We start from the raw sequence: 19,303 nt of genomic DNA on the forward strand, positions 1-19,303 counted from the left end.
AATCCGGCAATGATGCGCGCATAACTGGCCAGCACGATGTCTACCGAATCCTGAAGGACTTTGCCCAGACGGTAGGCATCGCGGACGGCCTTTTGAATGACCTGAGCGAGTTTCTCCGGGTCACTAAAGCGGCCTTTGCCCGCCTGGTTTAACCGGGTCGCAAGATCCGCTACATCCATTTGGGCAATGTCATCCAGGGACAGAGAATCACTGAGGATGTCCATGATCGACGCACTAAAGACAGAAGTTGGGAGCTCTCGGGTCAGCGTGTTGCACTTGTAATAAAGATTTTCCAGAAAGTGCTGCTTACACTCCGTCATCTGATGGATCAGTTGATAACGCGTCCGCGTCAGCCGTTGAAGAGCGATATACTTCTCTTCCTTGATGATCGGCACCCGGTAACGTTCGATTCGCAGGAAATCCGCGATGCGGAACGCATCAATGGTGTCCGTCTTGTCCTCATCAAACAACCCTTTATAACGATGAATCATCGTTGGGTTGAGCGTGACGACATCCAAGGGCAGAGCTTTGAGCTCCTGATCCTCATGAAAGAACATCGCCGGATGAAAACTGTAGACGGAGGTGGATTCCATGCCAATGACGATCCGTTGATAATTCACAGACGCATTGGTTTTTAACACAAGTGCTTTAATTTCACTGGCACCGTTCAGGTCATTCGTCGTTGACTGTTGGGCCAACTTGTTTTGTTCACTATCCAGAACGCACACATCAAGTTTCTCGGAACTGACGTCAATGCCAACAAAGAGTTTCATTGGGAAGGACCTCCTTTCCCTCAGATTTTGGAATAAGCTCGGATACTGCGTGATGTCCCCTAATTACAACTGTATCAACGCGACCTCGCGATCAGTAGACTTTGATCACCGGCGCAAAGCTGCCTCATCCCTACTCATGATGAGTTGAGCCTGTGATCGCTACATCTTGTGCGTTTGCATCTCTGACAGTTGCCTGGGCGGCAGACTTTAAACGTAGATCAACTACAGGAGCGACAAACCTATACCAGTTGGATCCATTCCAATGAATAACTAGAGGATATCACGCAGTATTCGAGCTGAACAGAAGCTGAAAAACTAAAGTTCAAAATTAATAATACGAGGAGCGATAAATATGAATGACGCTTTTAATCAGCAACCTGATACTTTTTCTGCCTATTGGCCTCAGCCGGATGAACAACGTGCCCAAGTCAATCCGAATCCCCCGGAAAACCAGGAGAATCTGGCAAACCTGCAGCAGCTTTGCCGAAAGTACATGAATTACCATGTCGTTGCTTCGATGAGCAACGGTACGGAACTGGAAGGAATTATTGAAGACATGAATGACCGGGGCATTGTTATGCTTGTTCCTGAAGATGTTGATGACGATGACCGTCAGTTCTATGGCGGGCGGAGACGGTTCCGGCGATTCCGCCGGTTTCTGTTTCCATTCTTTCTGTTCGCCTTTCCGTTTATCCGTCCCTTCCCGCATCATTAACAAAAAAGCGCCGCACCGCGAACCGGTTCTTCAGACCAAGTTCACGGTGAGACGTTCTTTGCCGGCATCCTGACCAACTATTTCAGTAATTGTGCTTTCTGACCTGAATCAGAATCCTGGCCACAGCCGGTGCGATCACGCAGGCAGCCGCCGCTTCAAGCAGACCGTTCGTCATGACAATGCCCATGAGGTAAGGCAGCACCTTTGTGACATCCATGTTTAGAAAATTCGCATAGGGCACGCGGTAGAAGACGTAAGTCAGACCAAGTACCAGTACCGTATTTGTCATCGCACCCAGCAGCGCTGCGAGCGACATCGACCCCACGTCAAATACTTTCAGCTTTTTAAACCCGAGATAAGCATAACCGGCAACAATGCCGATCAGTATCCGCGGCAAAACGGAAATCAACGGGTTTGTGAAAAGCAGCGGTGCGATCGGGCTGCTCGGAAAGACGAAAGCGCGGATAAACGTGATCAGCCCCCAGATGCCGCCGATAATTGCGCCGTCAAGCGGACTCAGGGTAATGGCGATGACAATCACTGTAATATGAATCAGGGTCAGGCTGAATGGGCCGACATAGATATAACCAAGAAACGGAATAAAGTTCTGGAGAATAATAATAGCTGTAAAAATACTGATCAATACCAGTCGATACGTTTTCTTTTGTTGACTGTTTGTTCCCATCGTCCTCACTCCTGTTGTCACACCGATGATTTTCACTGCTTCAGTATATAATAAACGCTGTCTCTAACAGGGCAGATGCCCCCATTTCAAGACCGGCGATTGTTTCAAAAGCTCAAAAATAGCCAAAAGATTCCATAACGGAAACAAGGGGAGACTGCTTTCCAGCAGTCTCCCCTTGTTTTGCTCCCTCCATAAACGGATACGAGCAATCAGTCGGGTTAAAAACCCTAGCCGGCTTAACGCCGTTTTGTACCTCTTTAGTTTATCAAATAATCAAATAGCTGTAAACAAATTTTTGTTCAGATAGAAGAACAATGATCCGTTTTATCTTTAAAAAGAACAAATGTTCGTGTATAATTACAGCTAAGGAGGGATCGAATCATGCTGACCGACTTTGAAAGGAAACTGGCTCAGATTATCCGCAACGACCGTATACTTGGCCGCCTGACAAATATTGATGATCTCATGCAGCGAACCGGCCATCCTGCCGCTGAAATTGAAACCGTGATCGACAGACTCAAAGAATTGCCGGCAAACGAAGGCGGGCTGAAATAAGCTGGTTTCATTTTCCAGACTGGGAAATCTGTTTTCGCTGATCATAAGTACATATGTTTTTGTTATTAAAGGTGAAACACTATGCGTATACCGGCTGACCATTTATCCAGGGATGAAGAAAAGCTCATCCGTCAATACATTTTTCTTCCGCTGATTCGGCTTGCCCTGGACCGGGACCGCCGCGTCATGGCCATTGCCAATCTGAAGTTCAGGTCTGTCTACTACACAGAAATTGACGCGGCCAGGCATCGGGTAACCAATGATATCCGGAAACTAAAAGATGAAATGTTTGACCGTCATATCGTCATGCAGAAGAAAAACTGGCTGTGCTATACTGCCATTGTCCGCAACATTCCCCATGAAATCAGCTACCACAGGACCATTGCCGCGGAATGGATCAGCAGCCGGATTGAAGAGTACTTCATGCAGGGGCACTGATCGCTGCATCGACACAAACGGTTACTTTCTTTTTTTTCTGAAACAGGCGATTCAACCCGTTGATCTGTCTCTTTCATCTTCCTCACCTTATCATACAATGAAGTAGAGCACGATGAAGGGGGTGAAGTTCATTGAGTGATGGCGGATACAGTGGCGGATACTCCAGCCACGGCAACAATTTTGCCCTGATTGTCGTTCTTTTCATCCTGCTGATCATCGTCGGAACAGCCTTCTGTTACTAAGACCGGATCCGATTAGCCGCCGGCTCCCATACAGTATCTCCTTCACCAGGAGCACCTTGCACCGGGTGCTCTTTAGCGTTTTGGATTACCATAGAAAAACCTCCCCGTACCGTTCGTTACGCGCTTTTGACACGTGCCGAAAGGATACAGAAGGCACTATCGGGTGCACTCTGGATCAAATACCAAAATTATCGGACGTGACTATTTTTGGTAAAAGAGCATCGCTCCTGTGCCCGCTGCCGCAACTGCCGGATCAGTATTTGATTAACTTCAGATCGTATCATATTTGATCATCGCAAAGTATTCAAATTCATCATGCCCACCCTTACTTACAGGTTTAAAGACAATATCCACGTGCGTATCCGCTTGTAATTCACTCAAATAGCGGTTAACAGATGTTTCGAGATCTTCCAGATTACTTTTCTCAAAAAGTTTAACTTTCTTCACGCTATACATCTCCCATTGCCTATACCTTCGACAATAGGAAGTGAAATCTTACACATTTCCCCCGACAAAGATTGCAAGAACTTGCGAGTCCATATGTTAATATAAAAATTATGACTCTTGTTTAGGTGGGCACGATCATAAAAATTACCGTTGGCTTCATCCTTGGGGTCGATCCATCGACCTTGAACACATTATTTTTTGCACTAAAAAAATCCCCTGAAACCTGATGTCTCAAGGGATTTAGCATTCCTATACTGATTAATACTGTTCGATGTACTGATCGCGTTCCCACGGATGAACCTGGGTGCGGAACATATCCCATTCGATATCCTTTGCTTCGTTGAAATGGGATACGGTATGTTCGCCGAGGGCACCGGTAATGACCGGATCGGCATTGAATACGTCCAGTGCTTCTTTCAGGGAAGCAGGCAGTTCCTTAATGCCGAGTTTTTCACGTTCTGCATCATCCATGACATAAATGCTGCGGTCAACCGGTTCAGCCGGTGTCAGTTTCTCTTTGACACCGTCAAGTCCGGCGGCGAGCATGGCTGCCATGCCGAGGTATGGGTTGGTGGCCGGATCAACGCTTCTGACTTCAATACGTGTGCTGAGTCCGCGTGAAGCAGGGATACGGACGAGCGCACTGCGGTTGCTCAGCGACCAGGCGATGTAGCTTGGTGCTTCAAAGCCAGGAACCAGACGTTTGTAAGAGTTAACGATCGGGTTCGTGATTGCCGTGAAGGCTCCGGCATGTTTCAGAACACCGGCGATAAATGATCTCGCGGTTGCACTGAGACCGTCTTTCGCTGATTCGTCATAGAAGGCATTTTCCTTGCCCCTGAACAGCGACATGTTGGAATGCATACCGGATCCGTTGACGCCATACAGAGGTTTCGGCATAAATGTCGCATGCAGATTATACTGACGGGCGATCGTTTTGACAACTAGTTTGAACGTCTGGATGTTATCGCAGGTCTTTACTGCATCGGCATATTTGAAGTCGATTTCATGCTGGCCCGGAGCCACTTCGTGGTGCGAAGCTTCGATCTCAAAACCCATGTCCTCGAGTTCAAGGACGATATCACGACGACAATTTTCGCCAAGATCAATCGGCGCAAGGTCGAAGTATCCGCCTTTATCATTCAATTCCATCGTCGGCTTGCCGTTTTCATCCATCTTGAACAGGAAGAATTCCGGCTCCGGTCCGATGTTGAAAGCAGTAAATCCGAGCTCCTTCATTTTATCAAGCTGTGTTTTCAGTACAATACGAGGATCCCCTGGGAATGGCGTTCCATCTGGTTTATGAATATCGCAGATCAGCCGGGCCACTTTACCTTTTTCTGCCGTCCAAGGGAATACGACAAAACTGTCATAGTCCGGATACAGGAGCATATCCGACTCTTCAATCCGGACAAACCCTTCGATTGAAGAACCGTCGAACATAATTTTGTTATCCAAAGCTTTCTGCAACTGACTGACCGGAATTTCAACGTTCTTGATAATTCCGAGCAGATCTGTGAACTGCAAACGGATAAACTTAACGTTTGCTTCATTTACCTTAGAAATAATGTCTTCCTTCGTAAACTTTGCCATTCGTGATCCTCCCCAATGTGATTTCTAGCAGAATATATATACAGGGAATCCTCACTTAAAAAAACGTGAAAGCTCTCCTTGTATCAGTGAAACCTTGCCGAGTTTCCCGGCACTGACCAATTCCTTCTTAAGATATTTAAGTAATTCTTCATCGGACATTGGCTTCTTCTTCACAGCGGGGCGGTTGGCAGCCTCAGGCTTTTCGCTCAGTACACGACGGATTCCGGCCAGATTGACCCCTTCATCCAGGAGTGACTTGATATCAAGGAGGCGGTCCACGTCATTAAAAGAAAAAACCCGGCGGTTGCCCTCGCTCCGTTCAGGATGAATCAGATCATTTTCTTCATAGTAGCGAATCTGTCTCGCCGAAAGTCCTGTCAGTTTCTGAACAATACCCATCGAAAACAAAGGCATTGAACGGCGTACATTGTCGTCCATACGTGCCACGCCCCTTTCCATATGGATATTATAGCGGTCGGCAATATAGTTGTCAATCAATGTTAACAAAGCTTACAGATGATGACAGACTATTTTAACACAATTGTCACATTTTTACATGATCAAGATCGATCAGTTTCTTCTCTGCCAGATGGTTGATGGCGATCATCAGCGCGGCTTTCACATGTTCGAAAGTCAGTCCGCCCTGGATATAGACGGTATAAGGCGGCCGGAGCGGTCCGTCGGCCGTCAGCTCAAGGCTGGCGCCCTGAACAAACGTGCCGGCAGCCATGATCACCTGATCCGTATAACCGGGCATCGGGCTCGGATAGGGAAGCACGTTGGAATTAATCGGTGAAGCCATCTGAATCGCCTGACAGAAAGCGGTCATCTGGTCCGGATCCCGGAATGTCACGGTCTGGATCAGATCGGTTCTCGGAGCATCCCATCCCGGTGAGGAGTCCATGCCCAGCAGATTCATCAGGGCAGCGGCAAAAACCGATCCTTTGAGTGCCTGAGCAACTACGTGCGGCGCCAGGAAAAAACCCTGGTATTGTGCCTTCAGCTGTCCCAGTGTCGGCCCGACTTCTTTACCTTGTCCAGGGACGGTGAGCCGTTCGGCACAGGCTTCAACCAGCTCCCTTTTTCCGGCTATGTAACCTCCCGACTCCGCCAGTCCGCCGCCGGGATTTTTGATTAGTGATCCTGCCATCAGATCGGCCCCGACATGACAGGGCTCCTTTGTCTCAGTGAACTCGCCGTAACAGTTGTCGACGAAAACAAGGACATCCGGATGGGCCTGTCTGATCAATGAAATGGCTCTGCCAATCTCATCGACCGAGATTGACGGGCGGTCACCATAGCCGCGTGAGCGCTGAATGGCAAGCAGCCGGGTATGCGGAGAAATCGCATCATTTACGGCATCACAGTCAATCTTCCCTTCTTTCAGGGGAATCATCCGAAAACCGATGCCAAAGTCTTTCAGAGAACCGTGGCCATTCGGCGTGATACCAATCACGTTTTCCAGTGTATCATAGGGCTTTCCTGTAATATACATCAATTCATCGCCGGGACGCAGAACGCCGAAAAAAGCAGTTGTAATCGCCTGTGTCCCGGAAATCAGCTGCGCCCGAACCAGCGCCGACTCCGCACCGAAACAGTCGGCATAAACCGCCTCAATCCCGTCCCGGCCAAAATCGTCATAGCCGTAGCCGGTCGTCCCGCTGAAGTAGGCATCACTGATTTTATTTTTTCTGAATGCAGACAGTACGCGGTATTGATTTTCCAGCGCTGTCCGGTCAATCGCTTTCATTCGTCCGTCGGTTTGCTGCTCCGCTTTCCGGGCCAGTGGAAGTAATTTTTCTTCAAAGGGCAAATCATCAAACATGTTCAGTTCTACTCCTCATGTATTTCTGTATCTTTTTTCGGAATGAGCCGCGCAGCCATCACGGTATCCGGAAAGACAAATCCGTTGACTTGATAAACCTGATCCTTGTTAATGAATCGCTGTTCTTTAAGAATCGTTTCACGGCTGATTTCATTGAGCAGTGAACCTGAATCCGCCGGGACTGAGCAGGAATAAGGCACCATCTGTCTGATGAGATGGTCACGGATCGCCGCCAGTATCCGGGAGCGGTCCGCCGGATCACGTGCGGCCACCAGCAAGGCATGCTCAGGAGCGATGAACGGCGTTTCGAGCAAGTCCTTTTTATTGTAAAGCGTCAACGCCGGAATCTCTCCCGCGCCCAACTGTAACAAAAGTTCGCGAACCGTCTTTTCGTGTTCCAGCAGATCAGGATCCGAAGCGTCGACGACATGAATGATCAGCTGCGCGCCGGCCACTTCTTCCAGTGTCGAACGAAATGCGGCGATCAGCTCGGTCGGCAGATCCTGGATGAATCCGACTGTGTCGGAAAGCAGGCAGATATAACCTTCCGGAAGCCGCATCTTTCGCGTCAGCGGGTCCAGTGTGGCAAATAATTGATTTTCTTCGTATGTATGCGCCGATGTCAGCTGGTTGAACAAGGTCGACTTGCCGGCGTTCGTATAACCGACCAGCGCAATCTGACACTGGTTGCGGTCAGCTCGGTGATCCCGGTATCTCTGGCGGTGACCGGCCACGCTGTCAAGCTGCCTGCGGATATCTTTCATCCGGTTGCGAAGATAACGCCGGTCGGTTTCCAGTTTTGTTTCACCGGGACCTCTTGTACCGATGCCGCCGCCGAGCCGGGAAAGTGAATCGCCCATCCCGCTGAGCCTTGGAAGCAGGTACTGAAGCTGTGCCAGTTCAACCTGAAGTTTTCCTTCCCGTGACCGCGCGCGCATCGCAAAAATGTCGAGTATCAGCTGCGTCCGGTCCAGCACTTTAGCGTCGAGAACCGCGCTCAGCCTGCCCTGCTGCGCCGGCGAGAGCGGCGCGTTAAAAATCACGGTCGAAGCGCCCAGCTGTTTTTCCAGCGTATCCAGCTCCTGAAGCTTTCCGCCGCCGATATAAGTCGCCGCGTCCGGTTTCTCGCGTTTCTGAGTCAGCACGCAGACAACCTGTCCTCCGGCTGTTTTTGTCAGTGCGGCCAGCTCGTGCAGGGAAGAATCAAAGCGTTCATCCCTTTGACTGCTCAGCTGGCAGCCGACAAGAATTACATTTTCCATATCCAGCCTCTTTCTAGAAACCGCCTGTCACTCCGTCATTCGCTGCGCCGGAATTCTGCCGCTCAGGCACGGCCAGGTCGCAGCTGCGGATCGTCAGCAGCGACTCACGGTCGAAGCGGCGTTCCCTGACCAGGCGGACAGCCTGGCGGCGGATGGTTTTCTCCACCAGGTTGCGGACATAGCGGCCGTTACTGAAATGCGGTTCGCTGAATGCGAGTTTCTGCTGAAGATGACGGGCCAGTCGCTTTTTTGCTTCCGAAGTCATTCGGTATTGTCTTGAATCCATCATCTGTCCGGCAATATCAAGCAGCTCAGTGCTGCTGAAATCCGGAAATGAAAAAATCATCGGAAACCGGGATGCCAGACCTGGATTCATTTCAAGAAATTCATCCATTTCATCAGAATAACCGGCCAGGATCAGGATGAACTCTGTATGATGATCTTCCATCTGTTTGACCAGTGTGTCAATGGCTTCCCTGCCGAAATCTTTTTCACCACCGCGGGCAAGCGCGTACGCCTCATCAATGAAAAGCACGCCGCCCAGCGCCTTCTTCACGAGATCTCTTGTCTTTTGTGCAGTCTGGCCGATATATTCGCCGACCAGATCCGCCCGCTCCGCCTCGATCATCTGCCCCTTCGGCAGGATCTCCATGTCACGGAAAAGACCGCTGAGCATCCGGGCGACCGTGGTTTTTCCGGTTCCCGGGTTTCCCTTGAAAAGCATATGAAAAGACTGCCGGCCGACCGAAAGATCCGCCGCCTGCCTTTTCCTGCGGACATAGAGCCAGGCGTACAGTTCACGCACCATCCGTTTGACCTCGTCCAGACCCACCAGATCATCAAGAACTTTCTCAACATTTTCCATCGACGGATGATCCAGTTTCTCCTGCAGGGATAACTGACCGGCCTCTTCCTTAGCATCCTGGCTGAACACCACATTGATCTGGCGGTCCTGTGTGTATGTGTAAGCTTCTCTTGCCATCTAAGCACCTCCGCTTCAGTCGGGACCGCCGAATCGTTTTCCATTCGGCGAACCGGGACTCCATCATTTTATGAATAAATTCCGGAATTCAGAAGGAACGTGCCTTAAAACAAGCGTCCGAGACAGCAAGAAGGACAGCTTCGCGCTGCCCTTTAAAATCTATCAGGTTTCGTCCTGGTTTGTCCAATTCACAGGTTTTGACGGTGTGAATGTCGATATTGCATGCTTGAAAATCAGCTGCTGCTTCCCGTCACTGTCGAGAAGTACCGTGAAATTATCGAATCCTTTGACCTTGCCTTTCAATTGAAAGCCGCTGACAAGGAAAACCGTAACAAACGTACCTTCCTTTCGCAACTGATTCAGAAAAGTATCCTGAATATTAATTGCCTGTTTCATTTTATTCCTCCTCTTTTCTCTCTGGTAAAGATAATTCGCTGTTTGATCAAACTTTCCTGCTAAAAAAGATGGATACATGATCTTTTTCTGAGAAGGAAAATGGGTCCAGTCAGAAAGAAATTCATAATCTGATTATATTTTAAATTTCCATCATTTGCAAAGTAATATGACGCTGCATGGCATATTATTTACTGCCGGAACCACCGGCAATGCAATCAAGAATCCGGTCCCTGAGCACAGTAAAATTTTCAGCGGCCGGGTCTGCGTCAAACCAGTGTACATCCATCTGTCCGCGAAACCAGGTAAACTGCCTTTTTGCGTAATGTCTCGAATTCTGCTTCAGCTTTTCTATAGATTCGGCAAGACTCCTCTTATGCTCAAAATAAGGGAAAAATTCCTTATACCCGATCGCCTGCATCGACTGGGCGTGCTCCAGCCCGCTCAGGTAAAAGCCGTGAACTTCATCCAGAAGCCCTGCTTCCATCATCTTGTCAACACGGCGGTCAATCCGCCGGTACAGCCGGGGCCGTTCCATCGTCAGCCCGATGCAGACCATCGGATAAAGGGGGACGTTGCCATCAGCCGATTTTTTTGCACTGGCCGGCCGGCCGGACAGATGCACCACTTCAAGCGCCCGAATCACCCGCTGAACATTGTTCGGGTGAATCCGTGAAGCACTGACCGGATCCACGGACTGCAGCAAGTGATGAAGCGCATCAGAACCCTCACGCTCCGCTCTTTGCTTCAGCGCCTGTCTGTAATCCGGATCCGAGCCGTTTTCGCTGAACTGATAATTACAGACCGCAGCCTTGATGTAAAATCCAGTCCCGCCGACGATGATCGGCATTTTTCCTCTGTGCGCAATTTCAGCGACGGCAGCACGCGCGTCACGCTGGTAATCGGCGGCAGAATAGGCTTGATCCGGGTCACGAATATCGATCAGATGATGGCGGATCCCCCGCGACTCTTCCCGGGTCACTTTTGCTGTACCAATATCCATACCTCTGTAAATCTGGAACGCGTCGCCGTTGATAATCTCGCCGTTCAGCTGCGTTGCCAGTTCCACACCCATCGCTGTTTTCCCGACTGCCGTCGGACCGACAAGTACTACAAGTTTCGGTTTCATGAAAATAAACTCCTGCGTGTCTTATTATTCCCTGATTCTCACTGAATATTCCCAGTATACCACAGAAAAATGACAGTCTTTGAGGCTTTGTATCGGGAAACGGGACCAAATATCCTGCCTGCCGAAAATCATTTTCAATACTTTTCAGCTTCAGGCAAAAAAGTTAACCGGAGCGCATCTTTTGTGCTAGTTTGTAGATGGGAAGAAACGATACCACTCGGTCAGGCGCACCTATTTCCGGCATTCCTGAAAAGATCGCCGGATGATCCTGAACAGAAAAGAGGAATGAAACATGAAAATTGGTTTTATTGGCAGCGGGCACATTGGAAAAACAGTCGCAAAATGTGCCGTTCGTGCCGGAAATTCTGTGATTATGTCAAACTCACGCGGCCCGGAAACTCTATCCGGCATCATTAATGAACTCGGTCCGAAGGCGACGGCCGCCACTGCAGCGCAAGCTGCCGCTGAGGGCGATATTGTGGTGGTCACCATCCCCCTGTTCGCGCTGCCGAAAGTTCCGGTCGCCCCGCTCGACGGAAAAACGGTCATCGATACGATGAACTACTATCCGGTGCGTGACGGGCATATCAAGGAACTGGACAATGGCACGGCAACAACGAGCGAACTGACGGCAAGACATCTCCCGGGGTCGCATGTGGTCAAGGCGTTCAACTCGATCATTGCCTCGGAAATTGAGACGACGGCGCGGCCTGAAGGCGACCCGCAGCGCCGGACACTGCCGATCGCCAGGGACGATGATGCGGCGAAACAGACAGTGACCCGGCTGATCCGGTCGATCGGGTTCGACGTTTACGATGCCGGCCCGCTGCATGAAGGCTTTCGTTTTCAGAACGGGACACCTGCATACTGCGCCCGGGCCAATCACGGGCAACTGATCCGGCTGCTGAAACAAGCGAGAGGCTGATCACTGATATTTACAGAAAATCAAAACTCAGAGAGAGCCGTCGGCGTACGCCGGCGGCTCTCTTATTGCCATCCATCAAATTTTGTAAATGTCTCAAACAGTAGTTCTTACACCCGGTCGAAGAAGAAAAGCGAACACCCGATAATGATCGCCCACAGCGGCAACGACAAAACAGCGGCCCACATTAATCCCTTGTAAAATTTGAAATCCATACGGAACACCACCTGTTCTTAGCGTATCAGATGAAAATGAGCGCAGGATGAGCAGCGGGTTAGAATTGCTCAATGACTGATGCCGGTTGATCCGTTGTCGGTGATTTTATTTATTCAGCCCAAGTGCAGACGCGGTTTCCGCCTGAACTTTTCCAAAAAGTTCAGGGCTTTCTGCCAGCGAAACGCCATAAGAAGGAATCATCGTTTTAATTTTCGGTTCCCATTCTTTCATCTGCTGCGGGAAACATTTTTCCAGTACTTCCAGCATGACATAAACGGCAGTCGAGGCACCCGGAGAGGCACCAAGCAGTGCGGCCAATGAACCATCCGCGGCACTGACGACTTCCGTACCGAATTGCAGGGTCCCCCTCCCCCCAGCTTCTGTGTCTTTAATCACCTGCACACGCTGACCGGCGACGACAATTTTCCAGTCCTCGCTTTTCGCGGTCGGGATAAATTCACGCAAGGTTTCCATCCGTTTCTCATTGGAGAGCAGCAGCTGCTGAATCAGATAGCGGGTCAGTGCGGCATTCTTGAAACCGGCCGCGATCATTGTCAGGAGATTATCCGGTCTGACGGAACGAATCAGATCCAGATTGGAGCCGGTTTTCAAAAACTTCGGTGAGAAGCCGGCAAACGGCCCGAACAGCAACGCTTTCTTGCCGTCAATATAACGCGTATCCAGATGCGGCACAGACATCGGCGGCGCGCCGACTTTGGCTTTCCCGTACACTTTTGCATGATGCCGGGCGATGACTTCCGGATTCTTGCAGACCATGAATAGGCCGCTGACCGGGAACCCGCCGATATGTTTCGACTCAGGAATGCCGGTCTTCTGGAGCAAAGGCAGACTGCCGCCCCCGCCGCCGATAAAAACAAACCGGGCCGTTTCCGTTTCGATTCTGCCGGTGCTGCCGTCATGGACTTTCACTTTCCAGAGACCGTCACCGGTTCGCGTCAGATTCTCGACATGATGGCTGTAATGCACGTCGACGCCTTCCGCCTGCAAATGGGCAAACAGCATCCGCGTCAGCGCACCGAAATTTACATCCGATCCGGTACCGATCCGTGTCGCCGCAATCGGTTCCTGCGACGTCCGGCCGTCCATGATCAGCGGGATCCATTCCTTCAGCCTTTCAGGATCTTCTGTAAACACCATCCCGCGGAAGAGCGGATTGTTTGAAAGCGCTTTAAATCTTTTTTTTAAAAACTGTACATTTTTTTCGCCTTCAACCAGACTCATATGCGGAATCGGCCGGATAAATTCCTGCGGATTAGTGATCAAGTTCTTTTGGACCAGATAAGTCCAGAATTGCCTTGAAAGCTGAAACTGCTGATTGACTTTCAGCGCTTTGCTGATGTCGATCGACCCGTCCCGTTTCTCAGGTGTATAGTTCAGCTCACATAGCGCGGAATGGCCTGTTCCCGCATTGTTCCATTCATTCGAACTCTCTTGCCCCGCACTCGCGAGTTTTTCGAACACCTTGATCGTCCAACCCGGCGCCAGTTCTTTCAATAATGAGCCGAGCGTCGCGCTCATAATGCCGGCACCAATAAGAATCACATCTGTTGTTTTCTGTAGACTGCTCATGAAACCTCCCCTTGTCCCCTGCAATTTTAAAGAACGGGTAACCCTGATCGTCATCGGGGAAACCTTTCCTGTTGACAATCTTATTATAATTCATCATCGGTATTATTCGACGATTGAGATTCCGATTGTGAAAAACGGGAAATCCCGGTCATCAGTCGCGCTGCTGTTGTTGCGTAAAAATTTAGGGTAAACCCACTAAAACATGTAAACCGTTTTGAATATTTTCTCCTTCAGAGCAGGAAATTGCTTCAGGCTAATTTTCTCCGGATAACTCATCAGCTTAAGTGGGACGGGGACTCCGGACTGTTGCAGCATAGGCTGAAAGTAGCCAAGCGGATTAAAAATAAAACCCAGTCGTTCATAAAATCGTATGCGCCGCTGCTTAAGCCCATCAACAGGATCTTCAACTTCCAGTATGACCGGTTTGCGAACCGTTTCAAGAAAGCTGCACATCATTGTTGACCCGATTCCTTCCCCTCTCCTGCCTGGTGCAACAGCTAAATGTTCAATAAACAGGAATAAGCCTAAATCCCACGTTCCAGTTACACCGCAAAGTTCTTGATGACTGTTTACAAACCCAAGCAGCCTATATTGGGGATGATTCAGTAACTTTTTCATTTCATTATTATTGCGTATCTCTGATTCAGGAAATGACTGCGCCAATAATTGGTATGCCGCATCAAATCTTGATTCGCTTATTGAGATGGTTTTGAGATTGACCATGATAAAAACAATTTCCTTTCACTGGTAGCTTTTTCCCACCGTCATGAAGATGGCCGGCTGCCTCCGATAAGTACAGTGAGCAGGTAAACATCATCGATTTTGTGCGATTTTTACTGCACGCGTTTAAACATCTTTTCCATTTCGTAGGGGGTATAGTCAGAGCCTTTTTCACTGCTTCATAATTTGAAAAAATACCTTTGTAGAGCCATTATTTAGAATTGTGTTTTCAAGTATAATCATAACTTTTCAAATCTATATGGGCAAATTATGGGCAAGGTTCGACGGAGGAAGAGGGATTCTGCCCCTGCTGAAAAAACATGATAAGATCAAGGATTTTCATCGTTTCCGAAAATACCGCGCAAAATTTGTGCAAAATCGCATTCGTTTTTCGCAACATATCGTTGAACGATAATTTTAAATGTTATTACATGAAAGCCTTCAATTTGCCTATTATTTTTTTATCTACGTCAGTTTCAATCAAACATGACTAAAATACATTTATTTTATTTATTTTCATCATATTCGTCTAATTTTTGGTATTATGTTCTTATATTATATATCAATTCTGTTTGATTGAATGGAGATTTAATATGACAGATTCTGTTGCACCTAAAATAGTTGAAGTTCCGACACCAACACAAACAAAAAAGGAGAATGGACCCGATCAAACCGCAAATGTTCTGTGTCATTTTAGTAAAAAATTGGAATACCTTGTCGACACATTGAAACATCAAGCATTTATACCACGTTATAATAATGAAATTATTGATTATCTAAACATCGAGGAGTTAAAAGAAGTTTCCTTCCCTATGACCTGCTTCTGTGATATTAAATTTACGAAACTAAAGTCTCATGTACATTTTTATGGTAATTATGGAATTGCATTAAGAAAAGAATGGGGATTGTCTAACAATATTCAGCCCATACAGTATATTAATCCATGTTCACAATTAATGAAAGACTTTTCCTTCGCGATGAATTATGCATTATCATCCACCGATGAAGACAATATGGATAAGTTAATTGAACCTGTATATAAGAATTATCTGCTCGATCATTTATTATTTATGAAACCTTTGAGAGGAACAATGATTGTTGACAATGAGACAATAGATAAAAATTTCCATGATGAAAATGAGTGGAGATATGTTCCAAAAATAGATAATTCTACAACCCACTTACCCCTATTAATACCAACAGACTTGATAAACAAAGTCCCTGCTATTAATGCATATTCAGATGGTATCCGCAAATCAAAAAAATTATGGCTGGAATTTCATGATAACGACATTAAATACATTTTTGTAAAAAATATAGAAGATAGAGATAAGCTTATAAAGCATATTAGTCAAAGAAATAATGAATCTATAAAAAATCAGATATTGATTTCAAAAATATTAGTTTACGAAGAATTAATGGAGGACTGGTAAATATGTTTACCGACTTTGATGATGCGTTCCAAAAAATGCATCAAAGAACCAGCGAAATTGAAATACCAAATGAAATCATTAAAGCAATAAGTGAAGAATTGCCTAATAACTTAATGTATAAGCAAGTTACAAATAAACCTATAGTTCATTTAGTTACTAAAGATATGAAATCGCCTATGCAAATTAGTGCATCGATTCAGATTACTAATGATATGAAAAACATAAGCAGTGAAAACGTGCCAGAATATTTATATAGAAACCAAAAATCTATTGAAATTGATAGTGATCAAACAATAATAGTCAATGGACATAAGTTAAAGGTGTCATCATTCATTAAACAACCTTTCGATCCTTCTTTTAAAACACCGTTAATTTTAGCACCAGAACCTTTTCCTGAACCACATCAAGTTAAGCTCAGTTCATCAGACAAAAATAATAATGTAAATGTAGACCTTTCTTTCCAAAGAGTACCTTTCAATAGTCTTAATAAAATCAAGATCGAATCAATTGATGATTATCCCTTTAAAGTTATATGGCTTATTTCAGAAAGAAACAACTCCTCAACAATTAAATTTAAAATAAATTTAGAAAAAGCAAACAGTGTTATCGATATTGTTAACACTCGAAATTTATATCATGCATTTCTAAATGGTACTATTCTTTTTTCAGGGAATAAAATTACCGCTGATCATAAAAAAGTTGAAGGTGATATTTCTCTAGAACAGTTAATGGAATTTTGGACTAAGGCTTACCTAGTTAGTAAAGAACTTAATCTTGAGTTCGACCCACATAAAATGGTATCACAGAAAGATGCTTACTTAATTGAAGCCATTTATCGGTCTCTCATAGAGAAAAAACCCTTTAGAGAAAATGTTGAGATGAATTCAATAAATTTCAACAACTTAAAAGGAACAACTAAGAATGAATTATTATCAGCAGATGATCTCTGTATTAGCTTTAATCAAACCGATGAATTAGATATATTAGAGCATAAGATCAAACTTAACAAAGTGGTGTTTTGGTATCATATTAATATTTCTGGTTTCAAAAAAAACGAAAAAGGAGAAACCGTTTGTCTAATAACAAAGATTAAAGGAAAAGCCATGTACTCTTCAAACATGTATATTAAGGATTCCAGTAACTCTTCACCATCAAAATTTTTTAAGAGTAAAAAATTACAAGATAAATTTATAAAAGCAACTGAAATTGATATAGAAAAACTTTAAGATGATTTGTTAATATTGTTGCTTACCATTAATTTCTATGTACCCCGACATCTGCCGGGCTTTTTTGCATTATGTCAAAATCTGATCTTCTGACCTGGATAAATCTTATTTGGATCTTTGATTCTGTTTTTCTTTGCAAGGACTGCGATTGTTGTGGCATGTTTTGCCGCGATCTCACTGAGCGTGTCACCAGGCTTAACCGTATATGGGACATTCTTCGTTGATTTCTTTCTCAGTGCTTTTTTCAACTCTGTACATGTTTGATCGCCTACGATTCCATCGACAGCAATCTTGTAAGCATGCTGCAGCTTCTTGACCGCTGATTCAGTAGCTTCACCAAAGATGCCATCTGCTCCTGCTTTACCGCACGAATAACCGGCTTTGATTAAATTTTTCTGCAGCTTCTTAACTGCAGCTCCTCTATCTCCTTTGCGAATCAAACCAGATGGCTGTGCTATTGCTTTGGGCTTAGCCGACTTTTTGGCTGCCGCTGCTCCCCATTCACCGGCATTCCCCTTGATTTCATTATAGTCGACAGTCACGCCTGTAATCGTTTGGCCATTTTTATACTGATGCAGATCGGCATGCCTGCTTACTTTCCCATTGCTCCATGCATAGGTCTGAAAATAGAAGTCGGTGTAGCTTGTCTCGCTGAGTGCTTCAACAACTCTGTATGATCCGTACACGCCGATCTTGTATTCCTTGAGCGTATCGGATACACCCTTGAAGAATTGCTTCACTGCTTTGATTACGGCCAATGGAATGTACCACCTGGACGTGCGAACAAAATCCTGGACTTAGGGTAAACTATAAATCATGTATTCTAACGCAGATAAACTAAAAGCAGTTCAACTATTCCATCAATACGATCGAGCATGGGCGACTGTATTACGTGAATTGGGCTACCCTTCGCGAAGTGCGCTCAAACTGTGGGTTAAGCAGTATGCGGTAGACCCGCATGCTTTCGACGAAAGAAGTCGAGGAAAGTTCTCAGCGAAGCAACATAAGACAGCCGTAGATTACTATTTTGATCACGGTCGTAGCTCAGCCCGCACTGTGCACATTCTGGGCTATCCTTCCCGCTCACTGTTGGATATTTGGGTACGTAAGGACCCTCGCTTTACCGAACAGTTGGTCACTCATGCACCGGATCGAGTCAAGCATCCAACCAAACCGCGCAAATCCAAGCAGAGAGTGGCTGCCATGCAGAGTACAAAACTGTTGCGCCATTCTAAGGCGTCCTCGCCAACGCCAATTAGCACCGATGATCTGGCCGCGCTAGATCATGGTTCACTGTTACGACGCGTCCAAGAGCTTGAGCTTCAAAATGATATCCTCAAGCAGGTCAACGATCTCCTAAAAAAAGATCTGGGCATCGATCAACTCCACCTGACCAACAAGGAGAAGATGCAGGTGATTGATGCCCTTCGTGATAAATATCCGCTCAAGGCCTTGCTTCACGCACTTGAGATCTCAAAGAGCAGCTACTTCTACCAACACAAAGTGCTTGAGGCTAAGGACAAGTACGCAGACGTTCGTGAACGCCTGAAGCTGATTTTCTTTCAGAACTACTCCAGCTATGGGTATCGCCGAATGCGAGAGGCTCTGCTTGATGAGGGCATTCATATCTCTGAGAAAGTCATCCGCCGTCTCATGGCCGAGGAGTGCCTGGCTGTCAAGGTGACACGTCGTCGTAAGTACAGCTCGTATGCGGGTGAGATCACGCCGGCTGTCGCAAACTTGCTGGAACGTAACTTCAAGGCTGAGAAACCAAATGAGAAGCTGGTTACCGATATCACCGAGTTCGCAACTCAGGCCGGTAAGGTCTACCTCTCACCGCTCATTGACTGCTTTGACGGGCAGATTATTAGCTGGTCGATTGGGACAAGCCCGAACGCCGAGCTGGTCTCAACAATGCTTAAAACAGCGGCGGAATCCATGACCGACGGCGAGAAACCGATCATCCATTCTGATCGTGGTGCGCACTACCGCTGGCCCGTTTGGATCGATATGATGGGAGAATATGGTTTCACACGCTCCATGTCCAAAAAAGCCTGCTGTTATTGATGCCTGATTTTGGCCGAAAGTTGACGGGATTGCCTGTCCAATAAGTGCCAGCTATAATGTCCGTAGGACTTTATAGCTGGCACTTATTTT

At 46.8% G+C, this 19,303-nt stretch carries 21 protein-coding genes; 8 read left to right on the top strand and 13 right to left on the bottom strand.

All coding sequences use genetic code 11. From position 1 onward, the window contains the following. Nucleotides 1-773: IS110 family transposase (locus D889_RS0113605; protein WP_018962104.1), on the bottom strand; the 773-nt coding region annotated here is incomplete at its 3' end. 352 nt (nt 774-1,125) lie between these two features. Here D889_RS0113605 and D889_RS15050 point away from each other — a divergent pair. Continuing rightward, nucleotides 1,126-1,488 carry a hypothetical protein gene (locus tag D889_RS15050; protein WP_018962411.1) on the top strand — a complete coding sequence of 121 codons (363 nt, stop codon included), beginning with the start codon at nt 1,126-1,128 and terminating at the stop codon, nt 1,486-1,488. 82 nt (nt 1,489-1,570) lie between these two features. On the opposite strand, the gene D889_RS0113615 is transcribed toward D889_RS15050, so the two are convergent. After that, nucleotides 1,571-2,173, bottom strand: a complete 603-nt coding sequence (locus tag D889_RS0113615) for an ECF transporter S component (RefSeq protein ID WP_010632760.1) — start codon at nt 2,171-2,173, stop codon at nt 1,571-1,573. A gap of 381 nt (nt 2,174-2,554) precedes the next feature. On the opposite strand from D889_RS0113615, the gene D889_RS15670 reads away from it, so the two are divergent. The 3 genes from D889_RS15670 to D889_RS15485 all read left to right on the top strand — a co-directional run bounded on the left by D889_RS15670 (nt 2,555) and on the right by D889_RS15485 (nt 3,408). Then, nucleotides 2,555-2,728 carry a hypothetical protein gene (locus tag D889_RS15670; RefSeq protein WP_018962412.1) on the top strand — a complete coding sequence of 58 codons (174 nt, stop codon included), beginning with the start codon at nt 2,555-2,557 and terminating at the stop codon, nt 2,726-2,728. Nucleotides 2,729-2,809: 81 nt separating this feature from the next. Continuing rightward, a complete protein-coding gene (locus D889_RS0113625; protein ID WP_010632761.1) occupies nt 2,810-3,166 on the top strand; it encodes a YhjD family protein in 357 nt (118 codons plus the stop codon). 131 nt (nt 3,167-3,297) lie between these two features. Further along, nucleotides 3,298-3,408 carry a YjcZ family sporulation protein gene (locus D889_RS15485; RefSeq protein WP_010632762.1) on the top strand — a complete coding sequence of 37 codons (111 nt, stop codon included), beginning with the start codon at nt 3,298-3,300 and terminating at the stop codon, nt 3,406-3,408. 270 nt (nt 3,409-3,678) lie between these two features. On the opposite strand, the gene D889_RS15490 is transcribed toward D889_RS15485, so the two are convergent. From D889_RS15490 to miaA, 8 genes are all read right to left on the bottom strand, one after another. Continuing rightward, nucleotides 3,679-3,855, bottom strand: a complete 177-nt coding sequence (locus D889_RS15490) for a sporulation protein Cse60 (RefSeq protein WP_018962414.1) — start codon at nt 3,853-3,855, stop codon at nt 3,679-3,681. A gap of 258 nt (nt 3,856-4,113) precedes the next feature. Next, nucleotides 4,114-5,448, bottom strand: a complete 1,335-nt coding sequence (gene glnA / locus D889_RS0113645) for a type I glutamate--ammonia ligase (RefSeq protein WP_010632763.1) — start codon at nt 5,446-5,448, stop codon at nt 4,114-4,116. Nucleotides 5,449-5,499: 51 nt separating this feature from the next. Next, the gene (locus D889_RS0113650) at nt 5,500-5,886 is read right to left on the bottom strand and encodes a MerR family transcriptional regulator (protein WP_010632764.1); all 387 of its coding nucleotides are present in this window, start codon (nt 5,884-5,886) and stop codon (nt 5,500-5,502) included. A 106-nt stretch (nt 5,887-5,992) separates the two neighbouring features. Further along, complete coding sequence (locus D889_RS0113655) at nt 5,993-7,273, bottom strand: methionine gamma-lyase family protein (RefSeq protein ID WP_010632765.1); 1,281 nt, start codon at nt 7,271-7,273, stop codon at nt 5,993-5,995. A gap of 8 nt (nt 7,274-7,281) precedes the next feature. Then, nucleotides 7,282-8,535, bottom strand: a complete 1,254-nt coding sequence (gene hflX, locus D889_RS0113660; RefSeq protein WP_010632766.1) for a GTPase HflX — start codon at nt 8,533-8,535, stop codon at nt 7,282-7,284. 13 nt (nt 8,536-8,548) lie between these two features. Further along, entirely contained in the window at nt 8,549-9,517 is a 969-nt protein-coding gene (locus tag D889_RS0113665; RefSeq protein ID WP_010632767.1) for an AAA family ATPase, read from the bottom strand. Between the two features lie 162 nt (nt 9,518-9,679). Then, nucleotides 9,680-9,913 (bottom strand): RNA chaperone Hfq, encoded by a 234-nt coding sequence (gene hfq, locus D889_RS0113670; RefSeq protein ID WP_010632768.1) that lies wholly within the window; start codon nt 9,911-9,913, stop codon nt 9,680-9,682. A gap of 184 nt (nt 9,914-10,097) precedes the next feature. Further along, nucleotides 10,098-11,039 carry a tRNA (adenosine(37)-N6)-dimethylallyltransferase MiaA gene (gene miaA, locus D889_RS0113675; protein ID WP_010632769.1) on the bottom strand — a complete coding sequence of 314 codons (942 nt, stop codon included), beginning with the start codon at nt 11,037-11,039 and terminating at the stop codon, nt 10,098-10,100. A 292-nt stretch (nt 11,040-11,331) separates the two neighbouring features. On the opposite strand from miaA, the gene D889_RS0113680 reads away from it, so the two are divergent. Beyond that, entirely contained in the window at nt 11,332-11,964 is a 633-nt protein-coding gene (locus D889_RS0113680) for an NADPH-dependent F420 reductase (protein WP_010632770.1), read from the top strand. Between the two features lie 318 nt (nt 11,965-12,282). Here the strand turns inward: D889_RS0113680 and D889_RS0113690 are convergent, their stop codons facing one another. Beyond that, a complete protein-coding gene (locus D889_RS0113690) occupies nt 12,283-13,767 on the bottom strand; it encodes a malate:quinone oxidoreductase (protein WP_010632771.1) in 1,485 nt (494 codons plus the stop codon). Between the two features lie 195 nt (nt 13,768-13,962). Then, nucleotides 13,963-14,490 carry a GNAT family N-acetyltransferase gene (locus D889_RS0113700; RefSeq protein WP_010632773.1) on the bottom strand — a complete coding sequence of 176 codons (528 nt, stop codon included), beginning with the start codon at nt 14,488-14,490 and terminating at the stop codon, nt 13,963-13,965. 590 nt (nt 14,491-15,080) lie between these two features. Between D889_RS0113700 and D889_RS0113705 the strand changes: the two genes are divergently transcribed. Together D889_RS0113705 and D889_RS0113710 are read left to right on the top strand one after the other, a co-directional pair. Then, complete coding sequence (locus D889_RS0113705) at nt 15,081-15,920, top strand: abortive infection system antitoxin AbiGi family protein (protein ID WP_010632774.1); 840 nt, start codon at nt 15,081-15,083, stop codon at nt 15,918-15,920. A gap of 2 nt (nt 15,921-15,922) precedes the next feature. Continuing rightward, nucleotides 15,923-17,146, top strand: coding sequence for an abortive infection system toxin AbiGii family protein (locus tag D889_RS0113710; RefSeq protein WP_010632775.1), 1,224 nt, complete (start codon nt 15,923-15,925; stop codon nt 17,144-17,146). Between the two features lie 74 nt (nt 17,147-17,220). Here the strand turns inward: D889_RS0113710 and D889_RS0113715 are convergent, their stop codons facing one another. After that, a complete protein-coding gene (locus D889_RS0113715) occupies nt 17,221-17,904 on the bottom strand; it encodes a peptidoglycan-binding protein (RefSeq protein ID WP_010632776.1) in 684 nt (227 codons plus the stop codon). A 58-nt stretch (nt 17,905-17,962) separates the two neighbouring features. On the opposite strand from D889_RS0113715, the gene D889_RS0113720 reads away from it, so the two are divergent. After that, nucleotides 17,963-19,213, top strand: a complete 1,251-nt coding sequence (locus D889_RS0113720) for an IS3 family transposase (RefSeq protein ID WP_010632777.1) — start codon at nt 17,963-17,965, stop codon at nt 19,211-19,213. Nucleotides 19,214-19,303: the final 90 nt, after the last annotated feature.

It is taken from the genome of Sporolactobacillus vineae DSM 21990 = SL153, assembly GCF_000377985.1.
Taxonomy (GTDB): Bacteria; Bacillota; Bacilli; order Bacillales; family Sporolactobacillaceae; genus Sporolactobacillus; species Sporolactobacillus vineae.

What these genes read in the sequence shown, in the direction of transcription:
- D889_RS15050 (WP_018962411.1), top strand. Translation starts at nt 1,126, where the DNA reads ATGAATGACGCTTTTAATCAGCAACCTGATACTTTTTCTGCCTATTGG.
- D889_RS0113615 (WP_010632760.1), bottom strand. Translation starts at nt 2,173, where the DNA reads ATGGGAACAAACAGTCAACAAAAGAAAACGTATCGACTGGTATTGATC.
- D889_RS15670 (WP_018962412.1), top strand. Translation starts at nt 2,555, where the DNA reads ATGCTGACCGACTTTGAAAGGAAACTGGCTCAGATTATCCGCAACGAC.
- D889_RS0113625 (WP_010632761.1), top strand. Translation starts at nt 2,810, where the DNA reads ATGCGTATACCGGCTGACCATTTATCCAGGGATGAAGAAAAGCTCATC.
- glnA (WP_010632763.1), bottom strand. Translation starts at nt 5,448, where the DNA reads ATGGCAAAGTTTACGAAGGAAGACATTATTTCTAAGGTAAATGAAGCA.
- D889_RS0113650 (WP_010632764.1), bottom strand. Translation starts at nt 5,886, where the DNA reads ATGGACGACAATGTACGCCGTTCAATGCCTTTGTTTTCGATGGGTATT.
- D889_RS0113655 (WP_010632765.1), bottom strand. Translation starts at nt 7,273, where the DNA reads ATGTTTGATGATTTGCCCTTTGAAGAAAAATTACTTCCACTGGCCCGG.
- hflX (WP_010632766.1), bottom strand. Translation starts at nt 8,535, where the DNA reads ATGGAAAATGTAATTCTTGTCGGCTGCCAGCTGAGCAGTCAAAGGGAT.
- D889_RS0113665 (WP_010632767.1), bottom strand. Translation starts at nt 9,517, where the DNA reads ATGGCAAGAGAAGCTTACACATACACACAGGACCGCCAGATCAATGTG.
- hfq (WP_010632768.1), bottom strand. Translation starts at nt 9,913, where the DNA reads ATGAAACAGGCAATTAATATTCAGGATACTTTTCTGAATCAGTTGCGA.
- miaA (WP_010632769.1), bottom strand. Translation starts at nt 11,039, where the DNA reads ATGAAACCGAAACTTGTAGTACTTGTCGGTCCGACGGCAGTCGGGAAA.
- D889_RS0113680 (WP_010632770.1), top strand. Translation starts at nt 11,332, where the DNA reads ATGAAAATTGGTTTTATTGGCAGCGGGCACATTGGAAAAACAGTCGCA.
- D889_RS0113690 (WP_010632771.1), bottom strand. Translation starts at nt 13,767, where the DNA reads ATGAGCAGTCTACAGAAAACAACAGATGTGATTCTTATTGGTGCCGGC.
- D889_RS0113700 (WP_010632773.1), bottom strand. Translation starts at nt 14,490, where the DNA reads ATGGTCAATCTCAAAACCATCTCAATAAGCGAATCAAGATTTGATGCG.
- D889_RS0113705 (WP_010632774.1), top strand. Translation starts at nt 15,081, where the DNA reads ATGACAGATTCTGTTGCACCTAAAATAGTTGAAGTTCCGACACCAACA.
- D889_RS0113710 (WP_010632775.1), top strand. Translation starts at nt 15,923, where the DNA reads ATGTTTACCGACTTTGATGATGCGTTCCAAAAAATGCATCAAAGAACC.
- D889_RS0113720 (WP_010632777.1), top strand. Translation starts at nt 17,963, where the DNA reads ATGTATTCTAACGCAGATAAACTAAAAGCAGTTCAACTATTCCATCAA.